At 64.0% G+C, this 16,229-nt stretch carries 17 protein-coding genes; 10 read left to right on the forward strand and 7 right to left on the reverse strand.

Annotation, left to right across the window (positions count from 1 at the left end; genetic code table 11):
- Positions 1 to 46 precede the first annotated feature (46 nt).
- Positions 47 to 2,719, forward strand: coding sequence for an alanine--tRNA ligase (alaS, locus tag ACR65T_RS14565; protein WP_434497164.1), 2,673 nt, complete (start codon positions 47 to 49; stop codon positions 2,717 to 2,719).
- Positions 2,716 to 3,960, forward strand: coding sequence for a cyclic nucleotide-gated ion channel (locus ACR65T_RS14570; RefSeq protein WP_434497165.1), 1,245 nt, complete (start codon positions 2,716 to 2,718; stop codon positions 3,958 to 3,960). Before alaS ends, ACR65T_RS14570 begins: the two co-directional genes overlap by 4 nt.
- A gap of 127 nt (positions 3,961 to 4,087) precedes the next feature.
- Here ACR65T_RS14570 and ACR65T_RS14575 read toward each other — a convergent pair whose 3' ends face one another.
- The 5 genes from ACR65T_RS14575 to ACR65T_RS14595 form a co-directional block, all read right to left on the reverse strand.
- Entirely contained in the window at positions 4,088 to 4,489 is a 402-nt protein-coding gene (locus ACR65T_RS14575) for a F0F1 ATP synthase subunit epsilon (RefSeq protein WP_434497166.1), read from the reverse strand.
- A gap of 117 nt (positions 4,490 to 4,606) precedes the next feature.
- Entirely contained in the window at positions 4,607 to 6,034 is a 1,428-nt protein-coding gene (gene atpD / locus ACR65T_RS14580) for a F0F1 ATP synthase subunit beta (protein ID WP_434497167.1), read from the reverse strand.
- A 24-nt stretch (positions 6,035 to 6,058) separates the two neighbouring features.
- On the reverse strand, positions 6,059 to 6,940 hold the full coding sequence (locus ACR65T_RS14585) for a F0F1 ATP synthase subunit gamma (RefSeq protein ID WP_196401811.1): 882 nt from the start codon (positions 6,938 to 6,940) through the stop codon (positions 6,059 to 6,061).
- A gap of 71 nt (positions 6,941 to 7,011) precedes the next feature.
- Positions 7,012 to 8,541, reverse strand: coding sequence for a F0F1 ATP synthase subunit alpha (gene atpA / locus ACR65T_RS14590; protein ID WP_434497168.1), 1,530 nt, complete (start codon positions 8,539 to 8,541; stop codon positions 7,012 to 7,014).
- Complete coding sequence (locus tag ACR65T_RS14595; RefSeq protein ID WP_434497169.1) at positions 8,541 to 9,104, reverse strand: F0F1 ATP synthase subunit delta; 564 nt, start codon at positions 9,102 to 9,104, stop codon at positions 8,541 to 8,543. Before ACR65T_RS14595 ends, atpA begins: the two co-directional genes overlap by 1 nt.
- Before the next feature lie 250 nt (positions 9,105 to 9,354).
- Between ACR65T_RS14595 and ACR65T_RS14600 the strand changes: the two genes are divergently transcribed.
- The 4 genes from ACR65T_RS14600 (at position 9,355) to ACR65T_RS14615 (ending at position 12,501) form a co-directional block, all read left to right on the forward strand.
- Complete coding sequence (locus ACR65T_RS14600; protein ID WP_434497170.1) at positions 9,355 to 10,230, forward strand: S-methyl-5'-thioadenosine phosphorylase; 876 nt, start codon at positions 9,355 to 9,357, stop codon at positions 10,228 to 10,230.
- Positions 10,231 to 10,368: 138 nt separating this feature from the next.
- The gene (locus ACR65T_RS14605) at positions 10,369 to 11,385 is read left to right on the forward strand and encodes a YheT family hydrolase (RefSeq protein ID WP_434497171.1); all 1,017 of its coding nucleotides are present in this window, start codon (positions 10,369 to 10,371) and stop codon (positions 11,383 to 11,385) included.
- Between the two features lie 10 nt (positions 11,386 to 11,395).
- Entirely contained in the window at positions 11,396 to 12,154 is a 759-nt protein-coding gene (locus tag ACR65T_RS14610) for a class I SAM-dependent methyltransferase (RefSeq protein WP_434497242.1), read from the forward strand.
- A 155-nt stretch (positions 12,155 to 12,309) separates the two neighbouring features.
- The gene (locus ACR65T_RS14615) at positions 12,310 to 12,501 is read left to right on the forward strand and encodes a hypothetical protein (protein ID WP_434497172.1); all 192 of its coding nucleotides are present in this window, start codon (positions 12,310 to 12,312) and stop codon (positions 12,499 to 12,501) included.
- A gap of 76 nt (positions 12,502 to 12,577) precedes the next feature.
- Here the strand turns inward: ACR65T_RS14615 and ACR65T_RS14620 are convergent, their stop codons facing one another.
- On the reverse strand, positions 12,578 to 13,534 hold the full coding sequence (locus tag ACR65T_RS14620) for a glycoside hydrolase (protein ID WP_434497173.1): 957 nt from the start codon (positions 13,532 to 13,534) through the stop codon (positions 12,578 to 12,580).
- A 215-nt stretch (positions 13,535 to 13,749) separates the two neighbouring features.
- Between ACR65T_RS14620 and ACR65T_RS14625 the strand changes: the two genes are divergently transcribed.
- The 4 genes from ACR65T_RS14625 (at position 13,750) to ACR65T_RS14640 (ending at position 15,842) form a co-directional block, all read left to right on the forward strand.
- The gene (locus ACR65T_RS14625) at positions 13,750 to 14,178 is read left to right on the forward strand and encodes a universal stress protein (RefSeq protein ID WP_434497174.1); all 429 of its coding nucleotides are present in this window, start codon (positions 13,750 to 13,752) and stop codon (positions 14,176 to 14,178) included.
- A gap of 38 nt (positions 14,179 to 14,216) precedes the next feature.
- The gene (locus tag ACR65T_RS14630) at positions 14,217 to 14,561 is read left to right on the forward strand and encodes a c-type cytochrome (RefSeq protein ID WP_434497175.1); all 345 of its coding nucleotides are present in this window, start codon (positions 14,217 to 14,219) and stop codon (positions 14,559 to 14,561) included.
- A 34-nt stretch (positions 14,562 to 14,595) separates the two neighbouring features.
- Entirely contained in the window at positions 14,596 to 15,276 is a 681-nt protein-coding gene (locus ACR65T_RS14635) for an MOSC domain-containing protein (RefSeq protein ID WP_434497176.1), read from the forward strand.
- A 110-nt stretch (positions 15,277 to 15,386) separates the two neighbouring features.
- Entirely contained in the window at positions 15,387 to 15,842 is a 456-nt protein-coding gene (locus ACR65T_RS14640; protein WP_434497177.1) for a phosphate-starvation-inducible protein PsiE, read from the forward strand.
- A 54-nt stretch (positions 15,843 to 15,896) separates the two neighbouring features.
- Here the strand turns inward: ACR65T_RS14640 and ACR65T_RS14645 are convergent, their stop codons facing one another.
- Complete coding sequence (locus ACR65T_RS14645) at positions 15,897 to 16,130, reverse strand: cysteine rich repeat-containing protein (protein WP_434497178.1); 234 nt, start codon at positions 16,128 to 16,130, stop codon at positions 15,897 to 15,899.
- Between the last annotated feature and the right edge of the window lie 99 nt (positions 16,131 to 16,229).

Genomic DNA, 16,229 nt, shown 5'->3' on the forward strand with positions numbered 1-16,229 from the left:
GGCGCCGCCGCTTGGCGACAGAGACGCATTCGCGAGCCGTGACCGCATGAGTGGCGTCAACCAGATCCGAACCGCCTTCCTCGACTATTTCGCGCATAATGGGCACGAGAAAGTCGCCTCCTCGTCGCTCGTGCCGCACAATGATCCGACGTTGATGTTCACCAACGCCGGCATGGTGCCATTCAAGAACGTCTTCACCGGCGTCGAAAAGCGCGCCTATGCGCGCGCCGCCTCGGCGCAAAAATGCGTGCGCGCCGGCGGCAAGCATAACGACCTCGACAATGTCGGCTACACCGCGCGCCATCACACCTTCTTCGAAATGCTGGGCAATTTCTCCTTCGGAGACTATTTCAAGGAAGGCGCGATCGAGCTCGCCTGGAACCTCATCACGCGCGAATTCGGGCTCAACGTCGATCGGCTGCTCGTCACGGTCTATCACGACGACGACGAAGCCTATGATCTGTGGAAAAAGATCGCCGGCTTCGATGACAGCCGCATCATCCGCATCGCCAGCGCCGACAATTTCTGGAGCATGGGCGACACCGGCCCCTGCGGCCCTTGTTCGGAGATCTTCTACGATCAGGGCGAGACGCTCAAAGGCGGTCCGCCCGGCAGCCCTGACGAGGACGGCGACAGGTTCCTGGAGTTCTGGAACCTCGTCTTCATGCAATATGAGCAGGTGGCGCCGGGGCAACGCGCGCCGCTGCCGCGCCCCTCGATCGACACCGGCATGGGGTTGGAGCGCATCGCCGCGCTGATGCAGGGCGTGACCTCCAATTACGACATTGATCTCTTCCGTGCGCTGACCGGGGCGGTCGCCGATTTCACCGGCGCGCCCGTTGACGGCCCGCAGGGCGCGAGCCATCGCGTCATCGCCGACCATCTGCGCGCCGCCTCCTTCCTCGTCGCCGACGGCGTCACGCCCTCGAACGAAGGCCGCGGCTATGTGCTGCGCCGAATCATGCGCCGCGCCATGCGTCACGCGCAGCTTCTCGGCGCGAAGGAGCCGCTGATGTGGAGGCTGGCGCCGACGCTCGTCGCCGAGATGGGGCAGGCCTATCCGGAGCTCGTGCGCGCCCAGTCGCTCATCGCCGATACGCTGCTTTCCGAAGAGACGCGGTTTCGCGCCACGCTCGCGCGCGGCCTCGCGATCCTTGACGAGGAGACGGCGGCGCTCGGCCAGGGCGACAAGCTTTCCGGCGAAACGGCGTTCAAGCTCTACGACACCTACGGCTTTCCGCTCGATCTCACCGAGGACGCCTTGCGTCCGCGCGGCATCGGCGTCGACAAGGAAATCTTCAACGCCGCGATGGAGCGCCAGCGGGCGGACGCGCGCAAGGCCTGGGCCGGCTCCGGCGAAACCGCGACCGAAGCGCTCTGGTTCGCGCTGAAGGAACGTCTCGGCGCGACCGAATTCCTCGGCTACGAAACTGAAAGAAGCGAGGGCGTCGTCACCGCGATCATTCATGACGGCGGCGAGGCCTTTTCGCTGAAGGAAGGCGCGCGCGGGGCGCTGATCCTCAATCAGACCCCCTTCTACGGCGAGTCGGGCGGACAGGTCGGCGACGTCGGCGTGATGCGCGCCCGCGGCGTGCGCTTTCGCGTCGAAAACACCGTCAAGAAGCTCGGCGACCTCATCGTTCACGAGGGCGTCGTCGAAGAGGGCGAGATCACCCCCGGCCTCGCGCTCGAGCTCGATGTCGACCACGAGCGGCGCACGCAGTCGCGCGCCAACCATTCGGCCACGCATATTCTGCATGAGGCGCTGCGGCAGGTGCTCGGCGAGCATGTGGCGCAAAGGGGGTCGCTCGTTGCGCCGGACCGGCTGCGCTTCGACTTCACCCATCCCAAGCCGCTCACCGACGAGGAGCTGGCGCGCGTCGAGACGCTCGCCAATGAAATCATTCAGGACAATGCGCCGGTCGAGACGCGGGTAATGGCTCAGGACGACGCCATCCGCTCCGGCGCGCGCGCGCTCTTTGGCGAGAAATACGGCGACGAAGTGCGCGTCGTCTCGATGGGGCCGTTAAAGCCCGGTGCCGCGCATCCCTTCTCCGTCGAGTTATGCGGCGGCACGCATGTCGCCCGCACCGGCGACATCGGCCTCGTCGCCATTGTCGGGGAAGGCGCGGTCGCCTCCGGCGTGCGCCGCATCGAGGCGCGCACCGCTGAGGGCGCGCGCAGCCAGCTTGTCTCGCAATCGCGCGCGCTGCGCGACATGGCGGCGCTGATGCGCGCGCCTGTCGAAGACGCGCCAGCCCGGCTTGCGGCTCTTCTCGACGAGCGCAAGCGGCTTGAACGCGAACTCGCGGACGCCAAGCGCAAGCTGGCGATGGGCGGCGGCGCTGGCGACGGCGCCGACGAGAGGCCGCGGGACGTCGGCGGCGTCAAGCTCCTGGCGCGCGCGGTCGAAGGCATCGAGGCCAAGGATTTGAAGTCGATGGTCGACGACGCCAAGAAGGCGATCGGCTCGGGTGTCGTCGCGATCGCCAGCGCCTCGCCCGACGGCAAGGCCGGCATCGTCGTCGGCGTCACCGACGATCTCACCGAGAAATACAGCGCCGTGGATTTCGTGCGCGTCGCGAGCGTCAAGCTCGGCGGCAAGGGCGGCGGCGGCCGGCCGGATCTTGCGCAGGCGGGCGGCCCCAACGCCGCCGCCATTGATCAGGCGCTCGCCTCCGTGGAGGACGCGTTGCGCGGAAAAGCGGGCGCGCCATGAACGAGCCGGACCGGCGGCGCGGTCTGGCTTTGTTGCGGCGGCGCGTCCACGTCGTCCTGGACGGCGGCAGCCACGACCGGATCGCGCGCGTCGTCCATCGCGGGCTGATTGGGCTCGTTCTGCTGTCGGTGGTTTCGGTGATTTTCGAATCGGTGCCGGAATATAGCGACCGCTATGAGGACATCTTCAACGTCATTGAATATGTCGCCGTCGCCGCCTTCACGCTCGAATATGTCTTGCGCGTCTGGTGCGCGCCCGAACATGCGCTCTATGCGCGCCGCTCGGCGACGGCGGCGCGGCTCGCCTTCATCGCATCAGGCTGGGCGCTGATCGACCTCGCCGCCTTTCTGCCCTTCTATCTTTCGTTCTACTTCTCGGCGGATCTGCGCGTCTTTTTGATGCTGCGCCTACTGCGATTCTTCAAATTCGCGCGCTATTCTCCCGGCATCCGCACCTTGCTCGCGGTGATCGAAGCCGAGCGCAAGGCGCTGCTCGCCTGGCTGATCATTCTTTTTGGCGCGGTGCTGTTCTTTTCGACCGCGATGCATATCGCCGAACATGAGGCGCAGCCCGAAAAATTCGGCACGATTCCCGACGCCATGTGGTGGGCGATCGAAACGGTGACGACCGTCGGCTATGGCGAAGTCATTCCGCTCACGCTGGCGGGCAAGCTCATCGCCTCCTTCGCCATGGTGACGGGCTTTCTGCTGCTGGGCCTGCCGGTCGGCATTCTCGCCACCGCCTTCGCCGAAGAGATCCACCGCCGCGAATTCGTCGTCACCTGGACGATGGTCGCCAGCGTGCCGCTGTTTCGCGGCCTCGACGCGGCCGGAATCGCCGAAATCATGCGCTATCTTCGGGCGCAGTCCCTTCCTCGTGGCGCATTGATCGTGCGCAAGGGCGATCCCGCCCATTCGATGTATTTCATCGCCGAGGGCGAGGTTGAAGTCGAGCTGGCGCATGCAAACGTCGCGCTCGGCGAAGGGCAGTTCTTCGGCGAGATCGCCGTGCTGCGCAAAACGTTACGCACCGCCGACGTGCGGGCGACCGCGCCGACGAAACTCCTCATTCTCGACGCCTATGATCTGCAGACGCTGACCAAGCGCAATCCCGAAATCGGAGACGCGATACGCGAGGTCGCCCAGTCGCGATCGGGATTGGCGCCCGTCGAGCGGCACGGCGACATCATCGAAGCCGAGCTCGAAGAACCGGCGGAGTCGGAAGATGCGGACGAGGCATAGATCACGCTGCGTTTGAGCGGTTCCGCGTGAGAGCGCCGCGTGGATGCCCGCGACGAGCGCGGGCATGACGTGGAAAGGCTCGGCAAATGCTGCAGCGAGGATGTGTGGCTTTCCCTGCGCGGTCTGATCAGCCGCCGATCGCCGCGCGCAGCTCCTGCAATTGCGCGAGCTTGTCGGACGCGGCGAGACGCGCTTCGTCAGACTTGGCGTCGGAGATGTCTTCACGCGCGTTCCGGATGTCGGCGTCGACCTTGGCGGCGTCGATTTCGGAAAGAGGAATCGCCTGTTCGGCGAGAATGGTGAAGCCGGACGCGTTGACGTCGGCGAATCCCCCACGCACGAAAAGCTTCTCAACCTTGCCTTCGCCGCCGGAAACGGTCACCACGCCGGCCTTCAGCGTGGTCATGACCGGCGCATGGTCCTTGAGCACGGTGAACTGGCCGTCGGCGCCAGGGGCGACGACCGACTCGACTTCGCCGGAGAAGAGATGCTTCTCGGGAGAGACGAGTTCGAAGTGGAATGCAGCCATGATGTTCTCCGACGGCGCTTTGCGTCCAGCCCGTCATGGCCAGGGTGACCCCGGCCATCCACGAAAACTGATCAGCGTCATGGCCGGAGCACGTCCGGCCATGACGCTTTGTAAAAGTTACGCCGCTTCCTTGGCGAGCTTCGCGGCCTTTTCGACCGCTTCTTCGATCGAGCCAACCATATAGAAAGCCGCCTCCGGCAGATGGTCGTATTCGCCTTCGACGAGTCCCTTGAAGCCTTTGATCGTGTCGGCGAGCGACACGAGCTTGCCGGGCGAACCGGTAAACACTTCCGCGACATGGAAGGGCTGCGACAGGAAGCGCTCGATCTTACGGGCGCGGGCGACGACGAGCTTGTCCTCCTCGGAAAGTTCGTCCATGCCGAGAATGGCGATGATGTCCTGCAGCGACTTATAGCGCTGCAGCGTCGACTGCACCTTGCGCGCGACATCGTAATGCTCCTCGCCGACGATCGCCGGCGACAGCATGCGCGAGGTCGAGTCGAGCGGATCGACCGCCGGATAAATGCCCTTCTCGGCGATCGAGCGCGACAGCACGGTCGTTGCGTCCAAATGGGCGAAGGAGGTGGCGGGCGCCGGATCGGTCAGATCGTCGGCCGGCACGTAAATCGCCTGCACCGAGGTGATCGAGCCCTTGGTCGTCGTGGTGATGCGCTCCTGCAGCGCGCCCATGTCGGTCGCGAGCGTCGGCTGATAGCCCACCGCGGAGGGGATGCGGCCCAGGAGCGCCGAGACTTCCGAACCCGCCTGGGTGAAGCGGAAGATGTTGTCGACGAAGAACAGCACGTCCATGCCGCGGTCGCGGAAATCTTCGGCGACGGTGAGGCCCGACAGCGCCACGCGCATGCGCGCGCCCGGCGGCTCGTTCATCTGACCGTAGACCAGCGCGCATTTCGAGCCTTCGCCGCCGCCCTTCTTGTTGACGCCGCCCTCGATCATCTCGTGATAGAGGTCGTTGCCTTCGCGGGTGCGCTCGCCGACGCCGGCGAAGACGGAATAGCCGCCATGCGCCTTGGCGATGTTGTTGATGAGCTCCATGATCAGCACGGTCTTGCCGACGCCCGCGCCGCCGAACAGGCCGATCTTGCCGCCCTTGGCGTAAGGCGCGAGCAGATCGACGACCTTAATGCCGGTCTCGAGAATCTGCGCTTCCGTCGCCTGCTCGGCGTAGGAAGGCGCCGGCTGGTGAATGGCGCGGCGCGATTTCGTGAGCATCGGGCCCGCCTCATCGACCGGCTCGCCGATGACGTTGATGATGCGGCCAAGCGTCTCGTCGCCGACCGGAACCGAAATCGGCGCGCCGGTGTCGGTGACTTCCTGACCGCGCACCAGGCCTTCGGACGAATCCATGGCGATGGTGCGAACGGAGTTTTCGCCCAAATGCTGCGCGACTTCGAGAACGAGGCGATTGCCTTGGTTCGTCGTCTCGAGGGCGTTCAGAATCTCAGGCAATTGCCCGTCGAACTGCACGTCGACGACGGCGCCGATGACTTGGGTGATGCGCCCGCTGGGCTTATTGGCGGCCATGTTTCGTCCTCGTCCTAAAATGCCTCAGAGCGCCTCGGCGCCCGAGATGATTTCGATGAGCTCCTTGGTGATCATCGCCTGACGCGACCTGTTGTAGATCGTCGTCTGCTTCTTGATCATGTCGCCGGCGTTACGCGTCGCATTGTCCATCGCGCTCATGCGGGCGCCTTGTTCGGAGGCGGCGTTCTCGAGCAGCGCGCGAAACACCTGCACGGAGATGTTGCGCGGCAGCAGCGTCGAGAGAATTTCGTCCTGTCCCGGCTCATATTCGTAAGACGCCTGCGGACCTTCGACGGGCGGCGCGTTTTCGTTCGAGGGAATTTGCGCCGGGATGAGCTGCTGCGCGGTCGGAATTTGAGCGATCACCGATTTGAAGCGCGAGAAGAACAGCGTCGCGACATCGAAGTCCCCCTCTTCGAACATGCGGATGATCTTCTTGCCGATCTCGTCGGCGTTGTCGAAGCCGATCTGCTTGACGCCGCGCAGCTCGATGACCTCGATGATGTTGCGCTCATACTGGCGGCGAAGCTGCTCGAAACCCTTCTTGCCGACGCAGAGGATCTTGACGGTCTTGCCCTGATCCTGAAGCCGCGCGATGTGCTCCCGGGCGAGACGCACGATGGAGGAATTGAAGGCGCCGCAAAGGCCGCGCTCGGCGGTGGCGACGACGAGGAGATGCGTCTCGTCCTTGCCATTGCCGGCCAAGAGCGGAGGTCCGCCTGCCGTCACGCTGGAAGCGAGGTTGGCCAGCACCGACTCCATGCGCTCGGCATAGGGACGCGCCGCCTCCGCCGCCGACTGGGCGCGGCGCAATTTCGCGGCGGCGACCATCTGCATGGCTTTGGTGATCTTCTGCGTCGCCTTGACGGAGGAGATGCGGTTTCGAAGATCCTTTAGCGAGGGCATATCGTTTTGCCTGTCTCGTTTTTCCAACGCCCGTTATGGCCGGGACAAGCCCGGCCATGGCGATACGCTCGTTACGCGAAGCTCTTCGCGAAGCTCTCGACGACGCTCTTGAGTTTCGCCGCGGTCTCGTCGGTGAGATCCTTCGTCGTGCGGATGCTCTCGAGAATGTCGCTGTGCTGCGAGCGCAGCAGAGCGAGCAAGCCGTCTTCGAACGCGCGCACGCGATTGACCGGCAGCGGATCGAGATAGCCGTTGACGCCGGCGTAGATCACGCAGGTCTGCTCTTCCATCTTCAAGGGCGAGAACTGCGGCTGCTTCAAGAGTTCGGTGAGGCGGGCGCCGCGATTCAAGAGGCGCTGCGTCACCGCGTCGAGGTCCGAGCCGAACTGGGCGAAGGCGGCCATTTCGCGATACTGCGCGAGTTCGCCCTTGATCTTGCCGGCGACCTTCTTGGTCGCCTTGGTCTGCGCCGACGAGCCGACGCGCGACACCGAAAGGCCGACGTTCACCGCGGGACGAATGCCCTGGTAGAAGAGATCGGTCTCCAGGAAGATCTGGCCGTCGGTGATCGAGATGACGTTCGTCGGAATATAGGCCGACACGTCGTTCGCCTGCGTCTCGATGACCGGCAGCGCGGTGAGCGACCCGGCGCCGCGATCGTCGGAAAGCTTGGCGGCGCGCTCGAGCAGGCGCGAATGCAGATAGAAGACGTCGCCCGGATAGGCTTCGCGTCCCGGCGGGCGGCGCAGCAGCAGCGACATCTGGCGGTAGGCGACGGCCTGCTTGGACAGATCGTCATAGATGATGACGGCGTGCATCCCGTTGTCGCGGAAATATTCGCCCATCGCGCAGCCGGAGAAGGGCGCGAGGAACTGCATCGGCGCCGGATCGGAGGCCGTCGCGGCGACGATGATCGAATAGTCGAGCGCGCCGCGCTCTTCGAGCACCTTGACGAATTGCGCCACGGTGGAGCGCTTCTGGCCGATGGCGACATAGACGCAGTAGAGCTTCGCCTTCTCGTCGTCGCCGTCGTTCAGCGATTTCTGATTGAGGATCGTGTCGAGCGCGATGGCGGTCTTGCCGGTCTGGCGGTCGCCGATGATCAGTTCGCGCTGGCCGCGGCCGATCGGGATCAGCGCGTCGACGGCCTTCAGGCCCGTCGCCATCGGCTCATGCACGGATTTGCGCGGAATGATGCCCGGCGCCTTGACGTCGACGCGCGAGCGCTGCGTCGCCTTGATCGGGCCCTTGCCGTCGATCGGATTGCCGAGCGCGTCGACGACGCGGCCCAGGAGCTCCTTGCCGACCGGAACCTCGACGATGGCGCCGGTGCGCTTGACCGTCTGGCCTTCCTTGATGTGGCGGTCGTCGCCGAAAATCACGATGCCGACATTGTCGGTTTCGAGATTGAGCGCCATGCCCTTGGTGCCGTCCTGGAATTCGACGGTCTCGCCGGCCTGCACATTGTCGAGTCCGTAGACGCGCGCGATGCCGTCGCCGACGGACAGAACCTGGCCGACCTCGGTGACCTCGGCCTCGGCGCCAAAGTTGGCGATTTCCTTCTTGAGGATCGCGGAAATTTCTGCGGCGCGGATATCCATCAGCCGACCTCTTTCATGCGTGTGCGGATTGAGTTGAGCTTGGTGCGCACGGAGGCGTCGACCATGCGTGAACCGATTTTGACGATCAGACCGCCGATGATCGACGGATCCGTCGTCACCTTGAGATCGATGATCTTGCCGCCGGTGACGCCGGCGAGCGTCTGGCGCAGCGCGGCTTCATGATCCGGCTTCAGCGGCGCCGCGATCGTCACGTCGGCGCGCACCAGGCCCTTCGCCTTGTCGTGCAGGCGGCGATAGGCGGCGATCATGTCGGAGATGACGAAGAGACGTCGCTTGGCGGCGACGAGACGGATGAAATTGGCGGCGATGCCGGAGATCTGGCCCTTGTTGAGAACGGGCTCGAGGGCGTCGAGCTGCTCCTTGGCGGAGAACACCGGGCTTTTGACCATGCGCTTGAGATCGGCGCTGCCATCCAGCAGAGTCTTGAATCGATCGAGCGCCGCGGCGACGTCATTGGCGGCGTGGTTTTCCGTCGCCAAATCATAGAGTGCGGAGGCGTAGCGACCCGCAACGCCTGATAAGGAATCCCCGTCTTGAGCCACTTGGTTCGCTCGTCAATCTACGCCGTTTGGAGACGCCGCTCGCAGTGCAAGTTGCACGGTCGCGACGATTAAGCGGTTAGCCTCAAACGACGGATGCTGTAGGAAAAGGAACGAGGGCCGCTGCGCCCCAGCTCCAAGGCGAGCGTCCCCTAACACAGGCATTTTGGGGGCGCAACCCTGTCACATTGCCGCGATTTTTGGCGCCGGCCCAAAACCCGGCCAAGCAACAGCTACGAGGGAGACATAATTCATGACCAGAGCGGTCGTCGGAATAATCGGCGGGTCAGGCGTTTATGATCTACCGGGGCTCGCCAACCTCCGCCGCGAGCGGGTCACGACGCCCTGGGGCGAGCCTTCCGACGAACTCTGCTTCGGCGAGCTGGGCGCGACCCAGGCGGTCTTTTTGCCGCGGCACGGGCGCGGCCATCGGCTCTCGCCCTCGACGATCAACTACCGCGCCAATATCGACGCGATGAAGCGCGCCGGCGTCACCGATCTGATTTCGGTCTCCGCCTGTGGCTCATTCAAATCCGAGCTTTTTCCGGGTCTCTTCGTGCTGATCGATCAATTCGTCGATCGCACCTTCACGCGGCAATCCTCTTTTTTTGGCGACGGCTGCGTCGCGCATGTGTCGATGGCGCATCCGATCGCGCCGCTGCTGTCGGCGCGCATCGGCGCGGCGGCGAAGGCCGAGGGCGTCGATCATGTCGCCGGCGGAACTTACGTCTGCATGGAAGGCCCGCAGTTTTCGTCCTACGCCGAATCGCTCACCTACAAAGCCGCCGGCTATGACGTGATCGGCATGACGGCGATGCCCGAAGCCAAGCTCGCGCGCGAAGCCGAAATCTCCTACGCCACCGTCGCCATGGTGACCGATTTCGATTGCTGGCACCCCGAGCACGACAATGTCGACATCGCTTCGGTGATCGCGGTCGTTCAGAAGAATTCGGCGACGGTCGCGCGATTACTGGCGCGCGTTTTGACCGAATTCCCGAGCGAACACGAGACCTGCCCGATCGGCTCCGACCGCGCGCTCGACAGCGCCATTGTCACCGCCCCCGACGCACGCGATCCGGAACTGTTGAAGAAGCTCGATGCGGTGATGGGAAGGGTGAATGGGGGCTGAGGGACGACGCACGGTCGGCCACGAGGCTCGCCCACGAACGGGGCGAGAGGCTGCGCAGCGCTGGCCAAAGCCAACGCGGCAAGCTGATCTTGCGACCAGCTTTCGCCAGCCTGCCCAGTCAGTTGTAGGTTAGGAGCGATGCCCTGTGCACCCACCTCCTCAAACCCCTCGCTCCCTCCCTTCCGTGAGCGGGCGCCTTGGCTCGGCGGCGATCTGCAGACGTTGCGCAACATTATCGTCGGCGGACCGCCAGAGCTTCCCGGCGGCGAGCGGCTGCTGCTCGCCATGCCGGACGGCGACCGTCTTGCGGCGCGGCTCGATCGACCGGCGATGGATAGCGGCGCGCCGCTCATCGTTCTGACGCATGGGCTCGCCGGCTCCGAATCCAGCCGGCATGGAATCGCCACGGCGCGCTATCTCGTGAGCCAAGGCTGGCCGGTGCTGCGCCTCAATCTGCGCGGCGCCGCGCCGTCGCGCGCCACTTCCGGCGGACGCTACCACGCCGGCAAGACCGAGGATTTGGTCGCGGCGCTGCGTGGCCTTCCGGCGGAACTCGTGAGTCGCGGCATTGTGCTCATCGGCAATTCGCTCGGCGGCAATCTCGTGCTGAAATTCATGGGCGAGGGCGGCCATGGGCTGCCGGTTCTCGCCGCCGTCGCCGTGTCGACGCCGATCGACCTCGCAGCGTCCTGCGCCCTGCTGATGGCGCCGCGCAATTTCGTCTATCATCGCTACATGCTCAATGAGATGAAACGCGAGGCGCTGGCGCCGAGCGCCGCGCTCACCGCCGCGGAGCGCGCCGCGATCGCCGGCGCCCGCAATCTTTACGAATTCGATGATCGCTTCGTCGCGCCGCATTTCGGCTATCGGGGGGCGCAGGACTATTACGAATCCAACGCCGCGAAGAATTTCCTCGTCGGCGCGAGGCTGCCGACGCTGATCCTGCACGCGCTCGACGACCCCTGGGTTCCGGCGGAGAGTTATGCGGCGATCGACTGGTCGAAACTGCCGATGATCGAGACGGCGCTGACGCAGGGCGGGGGACACATGGGTTTCCATGGCGTCGGCAGCCTGACGCCCTGGCATGATCGCGCCACGGCGCAGTGGCTGACGCAAAAGGGTCTGGGCCCGCAACGCATGTTCGGGACGAAGTGAGGCCGCAGTGATGAATGCACGCCAGACGATGGTGTTCGGCGACAATGCCGACGACTATCGCGCCTTCCGCCCGCATTATCCCGACGCGCTATTCGCGTGGCTCGCGAGCGTTGCGACGCAGGATCGGCTCGCCTGGGATTGCGGCGCGGGGAGCGGGCAGGCGGCGCTCGGACTTTCGCGCCATTTCACACGCGTGCTCGCGACCGATCCGGATCCCCGGCAGCTGGCGCTCGCGCCAAAAGAGGCCAATATCGACTATCGTCTGGCGCGCGCGGAAGACGATCTCGGCCTGCGCGCGGAGGTCGATCTCATCGCCTGCGCCTGTTCGATCCACTGGTTCGACCTGCCGAATTTTTACGCAAACGCGCGGCGCGCCTTGCGCCCCGAGGGGATCATCGCGGCATGGACCTATGACTGGCCGCGAACGCATGTCGAGCCGCTCGACGCGATCCTGCGCAGGCTCAAAGACGATATTCTCGGCCCCTTCTGGGCGGAGAACTCGGCGCTCTATTTCGAGCGCTACAAGACCTTGCCGTTTCCGTTCAAGGAGATCGACTGCCCGCCGTTTCAGACGCCGGTTGCGCGATCGAAAAGCGATCTCGTGAGCTTTCTCAAGACCTGGTCCGCGGTCGAGAAATACAGACTGCGTTATGGCAGCGATCCGCTGGCGCTCGTCGATCGGGAGTTGGAGGAGGCCTGGAGCGCGCATCCGCCGGATCTGCCGCTGTGCGTCCCGCTCTACATGCGCTGCGGCGTCAACACGGCGTGAACTTAAGAATTGGCGGGGAACGACGCGCGCCTATTCTATGTGTCGCCGGCGGCGTTCCCTAATTTTGCCTGCTTTATGGTGACGATAACGAAGAGTCGTCGCGTTGAGCCCATGCCGTATTTTCCCAAGGGAATCGTTCAGCACAGGACAGCAACATGCTTGAGGCTGGCAAAATCTATAAAGTCACGACGCTTGTGAATTGCGAAGGCGCCTGGGACGAAGAGATCGATCTGTGGACCGTCACAGCGGTCGACGGCACCTGCGCCAAGCTCAGCAATGAGAGTCGCGAAAGCCGGATCGTCGACACGGCGTCCTGGAATTTCGTCAAAGCCGAAGCGGTCGAATAGGTTTCTGAGCGGCTGTCGGGGGACGGTGTCGTCCCCGCGACGAGGCATCGCGCGCTGCGCGAGCGCCGGAGCGCCGCTATTTGCACTTCATCAGCCGGACGTCCTTCGTTAAGCCGGAATCGCTGCACAAGCCGAAATGCCTGTCGGCGTCGTCGTTGTTCGGACAGCCGCCGCCGGATTGTTTGTCGTAAGCGGCGAAATAATAACTGTCGAAGTTCTGCTGGCGCGTTTTCCACGTGCTGAAATAATCAATTTCCGACTCGATGTTCATGTCCTTCATGCCGGCGTTGTTTCCGCAGCTCGGCCAGCCTTCCTCGGTGACGATGATCGGCTTCGCGGTTTTGCTCGCCAAGTTGGTGACGGTGGCCTGAATGTCGTTTGCGACGCTCCTGCCGTTGACCTTCTCGGGCGAGCCGCCCCAGAACGGATAGATATTCGCGCCGATGACGGGAACGTTCTGCAACACTTTTTGAGGATCGCTGGCGACGAGGCGAATCCAATCCGGCGCGCGTTGCGCCGTCGTCACCACCACCTTGTTGTTGGTCCGATTCCTGAGCGTGGTCATGTCGGTCACGATTCGCTGCTGCATCGCCGGTTGCGGATTGCCTTGCCAATCGAACATGTCTTCATTGCCGACGACGAAAGCGACGATCGTGCCGGGAAAACGGAAATTAGCGTCGACGGCGGCGCTAATCTGCGCCTGCGTCCAGTCCGGGTGATCGGGAAATTCGAAAACACCGAGCATCAGGCGCATGTTTCTCGCCGTCGCCAGCTCAGCGATGCTCACGCAGTTTTGCCCGTTGATCGTGCAATAGGTCGAGTAGAATGTCTTGACGCGCGAAAAGCCCAGCGTCCTGATCTGGGTGAGATCATCGCCGACGACCCTCTTCATCGTCGCGACGTCATTTGCCTTCTGCGCCGCCACGTAAGCGCCGCTGTGCGCAGGATCGTAATTGACGCCGTTCTCGGCGGCGTAGGCGTTGGACGACGCGAAGATAGACGCCACGAGGGCGCCGTGAATCCAAGACTTCATAAATTCCCTCCCAAGATCACTTTGAAAAGAAGAGCGAACTTAACTTCATTCGAGGTTTTTGAAACGTAAGAGTCGTGACAATCCAACTTTTCAACTAGAATTTTGTAGCGCTTCTGCGGATTGAACTCGCCCGATGCGGGTCAGTGGCTCGGCGGCGTCAGCCGCGCTATGAAGGAGCGAGTCGGCGTCGACGCCGCGCGCATCGGGAGGCGGGGATGTATAAGAAAATTCTGGTGGCGGTGGAGATCGGCGAGGACGAGGTCACGCAGCTCGCGCTCGACGCGGCGGTGGCGCTCGCAAAAGTGGAGCATGAGGCTGAGCTTCGGCTCGTCAATGTTCAGCCGCTCGTTCCGGTGGCCTTCATCGACTACATTCCGCCCAATTTCGACGAGGAGATGCGCGAGGCGACCGAAAAGGACCTCGCAGTGTTGCGTGGCAAGGTCGCCTATCCGGCGGAGCGCGTGTCTTCGATCGTGCGCTTCGGCGCCGTCTACCCGGAAGTGCTCGCCGAGGCCGAGGAATGGGGCGCCGACCTTGTCGTGGTCGGTTCGCATCGCCCGACGATGGCGACCTATCTGCTCGGCTCCAACGCCAAGACCATCGTGCGCCACGCCAAATGTTCGGTGCTTGTCGTGCGCAAATAGGCCACGGTGACAGGCGCCGGGCGCGCGGCTAGACTTCGATGATGCTCCGATTCGCGGCTGTAGCGATTACGATTTGCCTCTTGCTCGCCGCCGGCGCCGCCGCCGCGAAAGCGCCTGTCGACGCCCAACTGCTGAAGCGCGGGCGGGCGATCGCGCAAGCAAATTGCGGCCGCTGCCATGCGGTCGGCCCGCGCGGCCAGAGCGCCAATCCCAAGTCGCCGCCGTTTCGCGATCTCGCGCGAAAATATCCGCTGCACAATCTCGAAGAGGCGCTCGCCGAGGGCATCGTCGTCGGCCATGAGGGCGTCGAGATGCCGCAGTTTCGGCTCAGCGCCATGCAAATCGAAGCGCTGCTCGCCTATCTCGAATCCATCCAGAGATAGCGCCTGCGCGACCGCTGGCGCGGAACGAATCACGATGGTTGATCTCCCGATCGACAGGCTCTACGCGGGGCGCCCGCGCGAGATCGCCCCAGGCCGCAAAAGCGCGATCCGCAAGGCGCCGCTGGCGCCGCCCTGGCGCATCGAGGCGGAAGGGCTTGTTGGCGATCGTCAGGCGGATCGGCGCCATCACGGCGGCGCCGAGAAAGCGCTGCACCACTATCCGCGCGAGCATTACGACGCTTGGCGCGCGGATTTGCCGGAACTTGCGAGCGAATTCGTTGCGCCCGCCTTTGGCGAGAACATTTCGACGAGCGGGCTCACCGAAGTTGAGGTCTGCGTCGGCGACGTCTTCGCGCTTGGCGGCGCGCGCCTGCAGGTGAGCCAGGGACGACAGCCCTGCCTGACCCTCAATTTTCGCTTCGGCCGGCGCGACATGGCGCGGCGCACGCAGGAGACGATGCGCTGCGGCTGGTACTACCGCGTTCTCGAAACGGGCGCGGCGCAGCCCGGTGACGATCTGCGGCTTATCGAGCGGCCGCGCACCGATTGGCCGCTCGCCCGGCTTTTCGCCTTGCTCTACGTGCGGCCGCGCGCTTTCGATGAACTCACTGAGATGGCTGCGCTGCCGGAGCTGGCGGAAAGCTGGCGGGCGCTCGCGCGCAGGCGACTCGAAAGCCGCAAGGTGGAAGACTGGGGCCGGCGGCTAGGAGAATAAGCGCGCAGGAGCTTTGGTGACAAAGTCATTTGCGCCCGGCGGCGCCATACGCGACGTTGACGCTGCGGCCTACGACCATGCTGGGCGCTGCACAACCTTGTAGGCAAGCGATGAAAGACTTGGACAGGAAGCAACACCCCGCGGTGCGTCGAATACTGGATCGGATGGATCCGATCGGCTACCTGCTCACCGAACTCTTCCACCTTCTGGGACTGTTCGCGATTGGCGGCGCAACGGTCTGGGCGGCGGCGAAAGCATTTCTCGAAATGGCGACGAAGGGCCACGCTTCGATCGAAGATTTGTTGCTGCTCTTTATCTATCTCGAAATCGGCTCGATGGTCGGCATCTATTTCCGCACCAACCACATGCCGGTGCGCTTCCTCCTCTATGTCGGCATCACGGCGCTCACCCGCCACATGATCGGCTATGTGCAGACGGAATCGCTCCCGGACATCGGCATACTGATCCTCGCGGGCGCGACGCTCATTCTCTCGCTCGCCGTCCTAACGATTCGCTACGCCTCGGCGCGATTTTCCTCCAAAACGTCGGACGGCGTGGACGGCTGAACGCGCCGGCGGGCGCGCTCCCGCCGTAGCGGCGGAAGCGCGGGAGACGGCGCGTCAGTTCTTCATCTTGGAGAGCGCATCGGCGCAATCCGGCGAGACTTCCGCCTTATGCGCCTGAAAACAGGCGAGGACCCGCCCGCCGCCGGGCATGACGCCGCTGCACAACCTCGAATAATCGGCCTTGCATCTTACCTTCACGTCGTCGGGAATATCGTTTCCCGCCATGGCCTGCACGGGCGCCACGCTGGCGAAGAGGGCGATCAGCAACAGGCTTAGGGAATGGCGCATATTGATTTCCTGGGTTGGGGTTTTTGGGCGAAGGCGAACGGCCGGGAGTGGGATTGTGACCCGCCTGCCGCGATCAGGGCAAGAGGGCGGCGAGGAGGG

Source organism: Methylocystis sp., from assembly GCF_051061285.1.
GTDB lineage: Bacteria > Pseudomonadota > Alphaproteobacteria > Rhizobiales > Beijerinckiaceae > Methylocystis.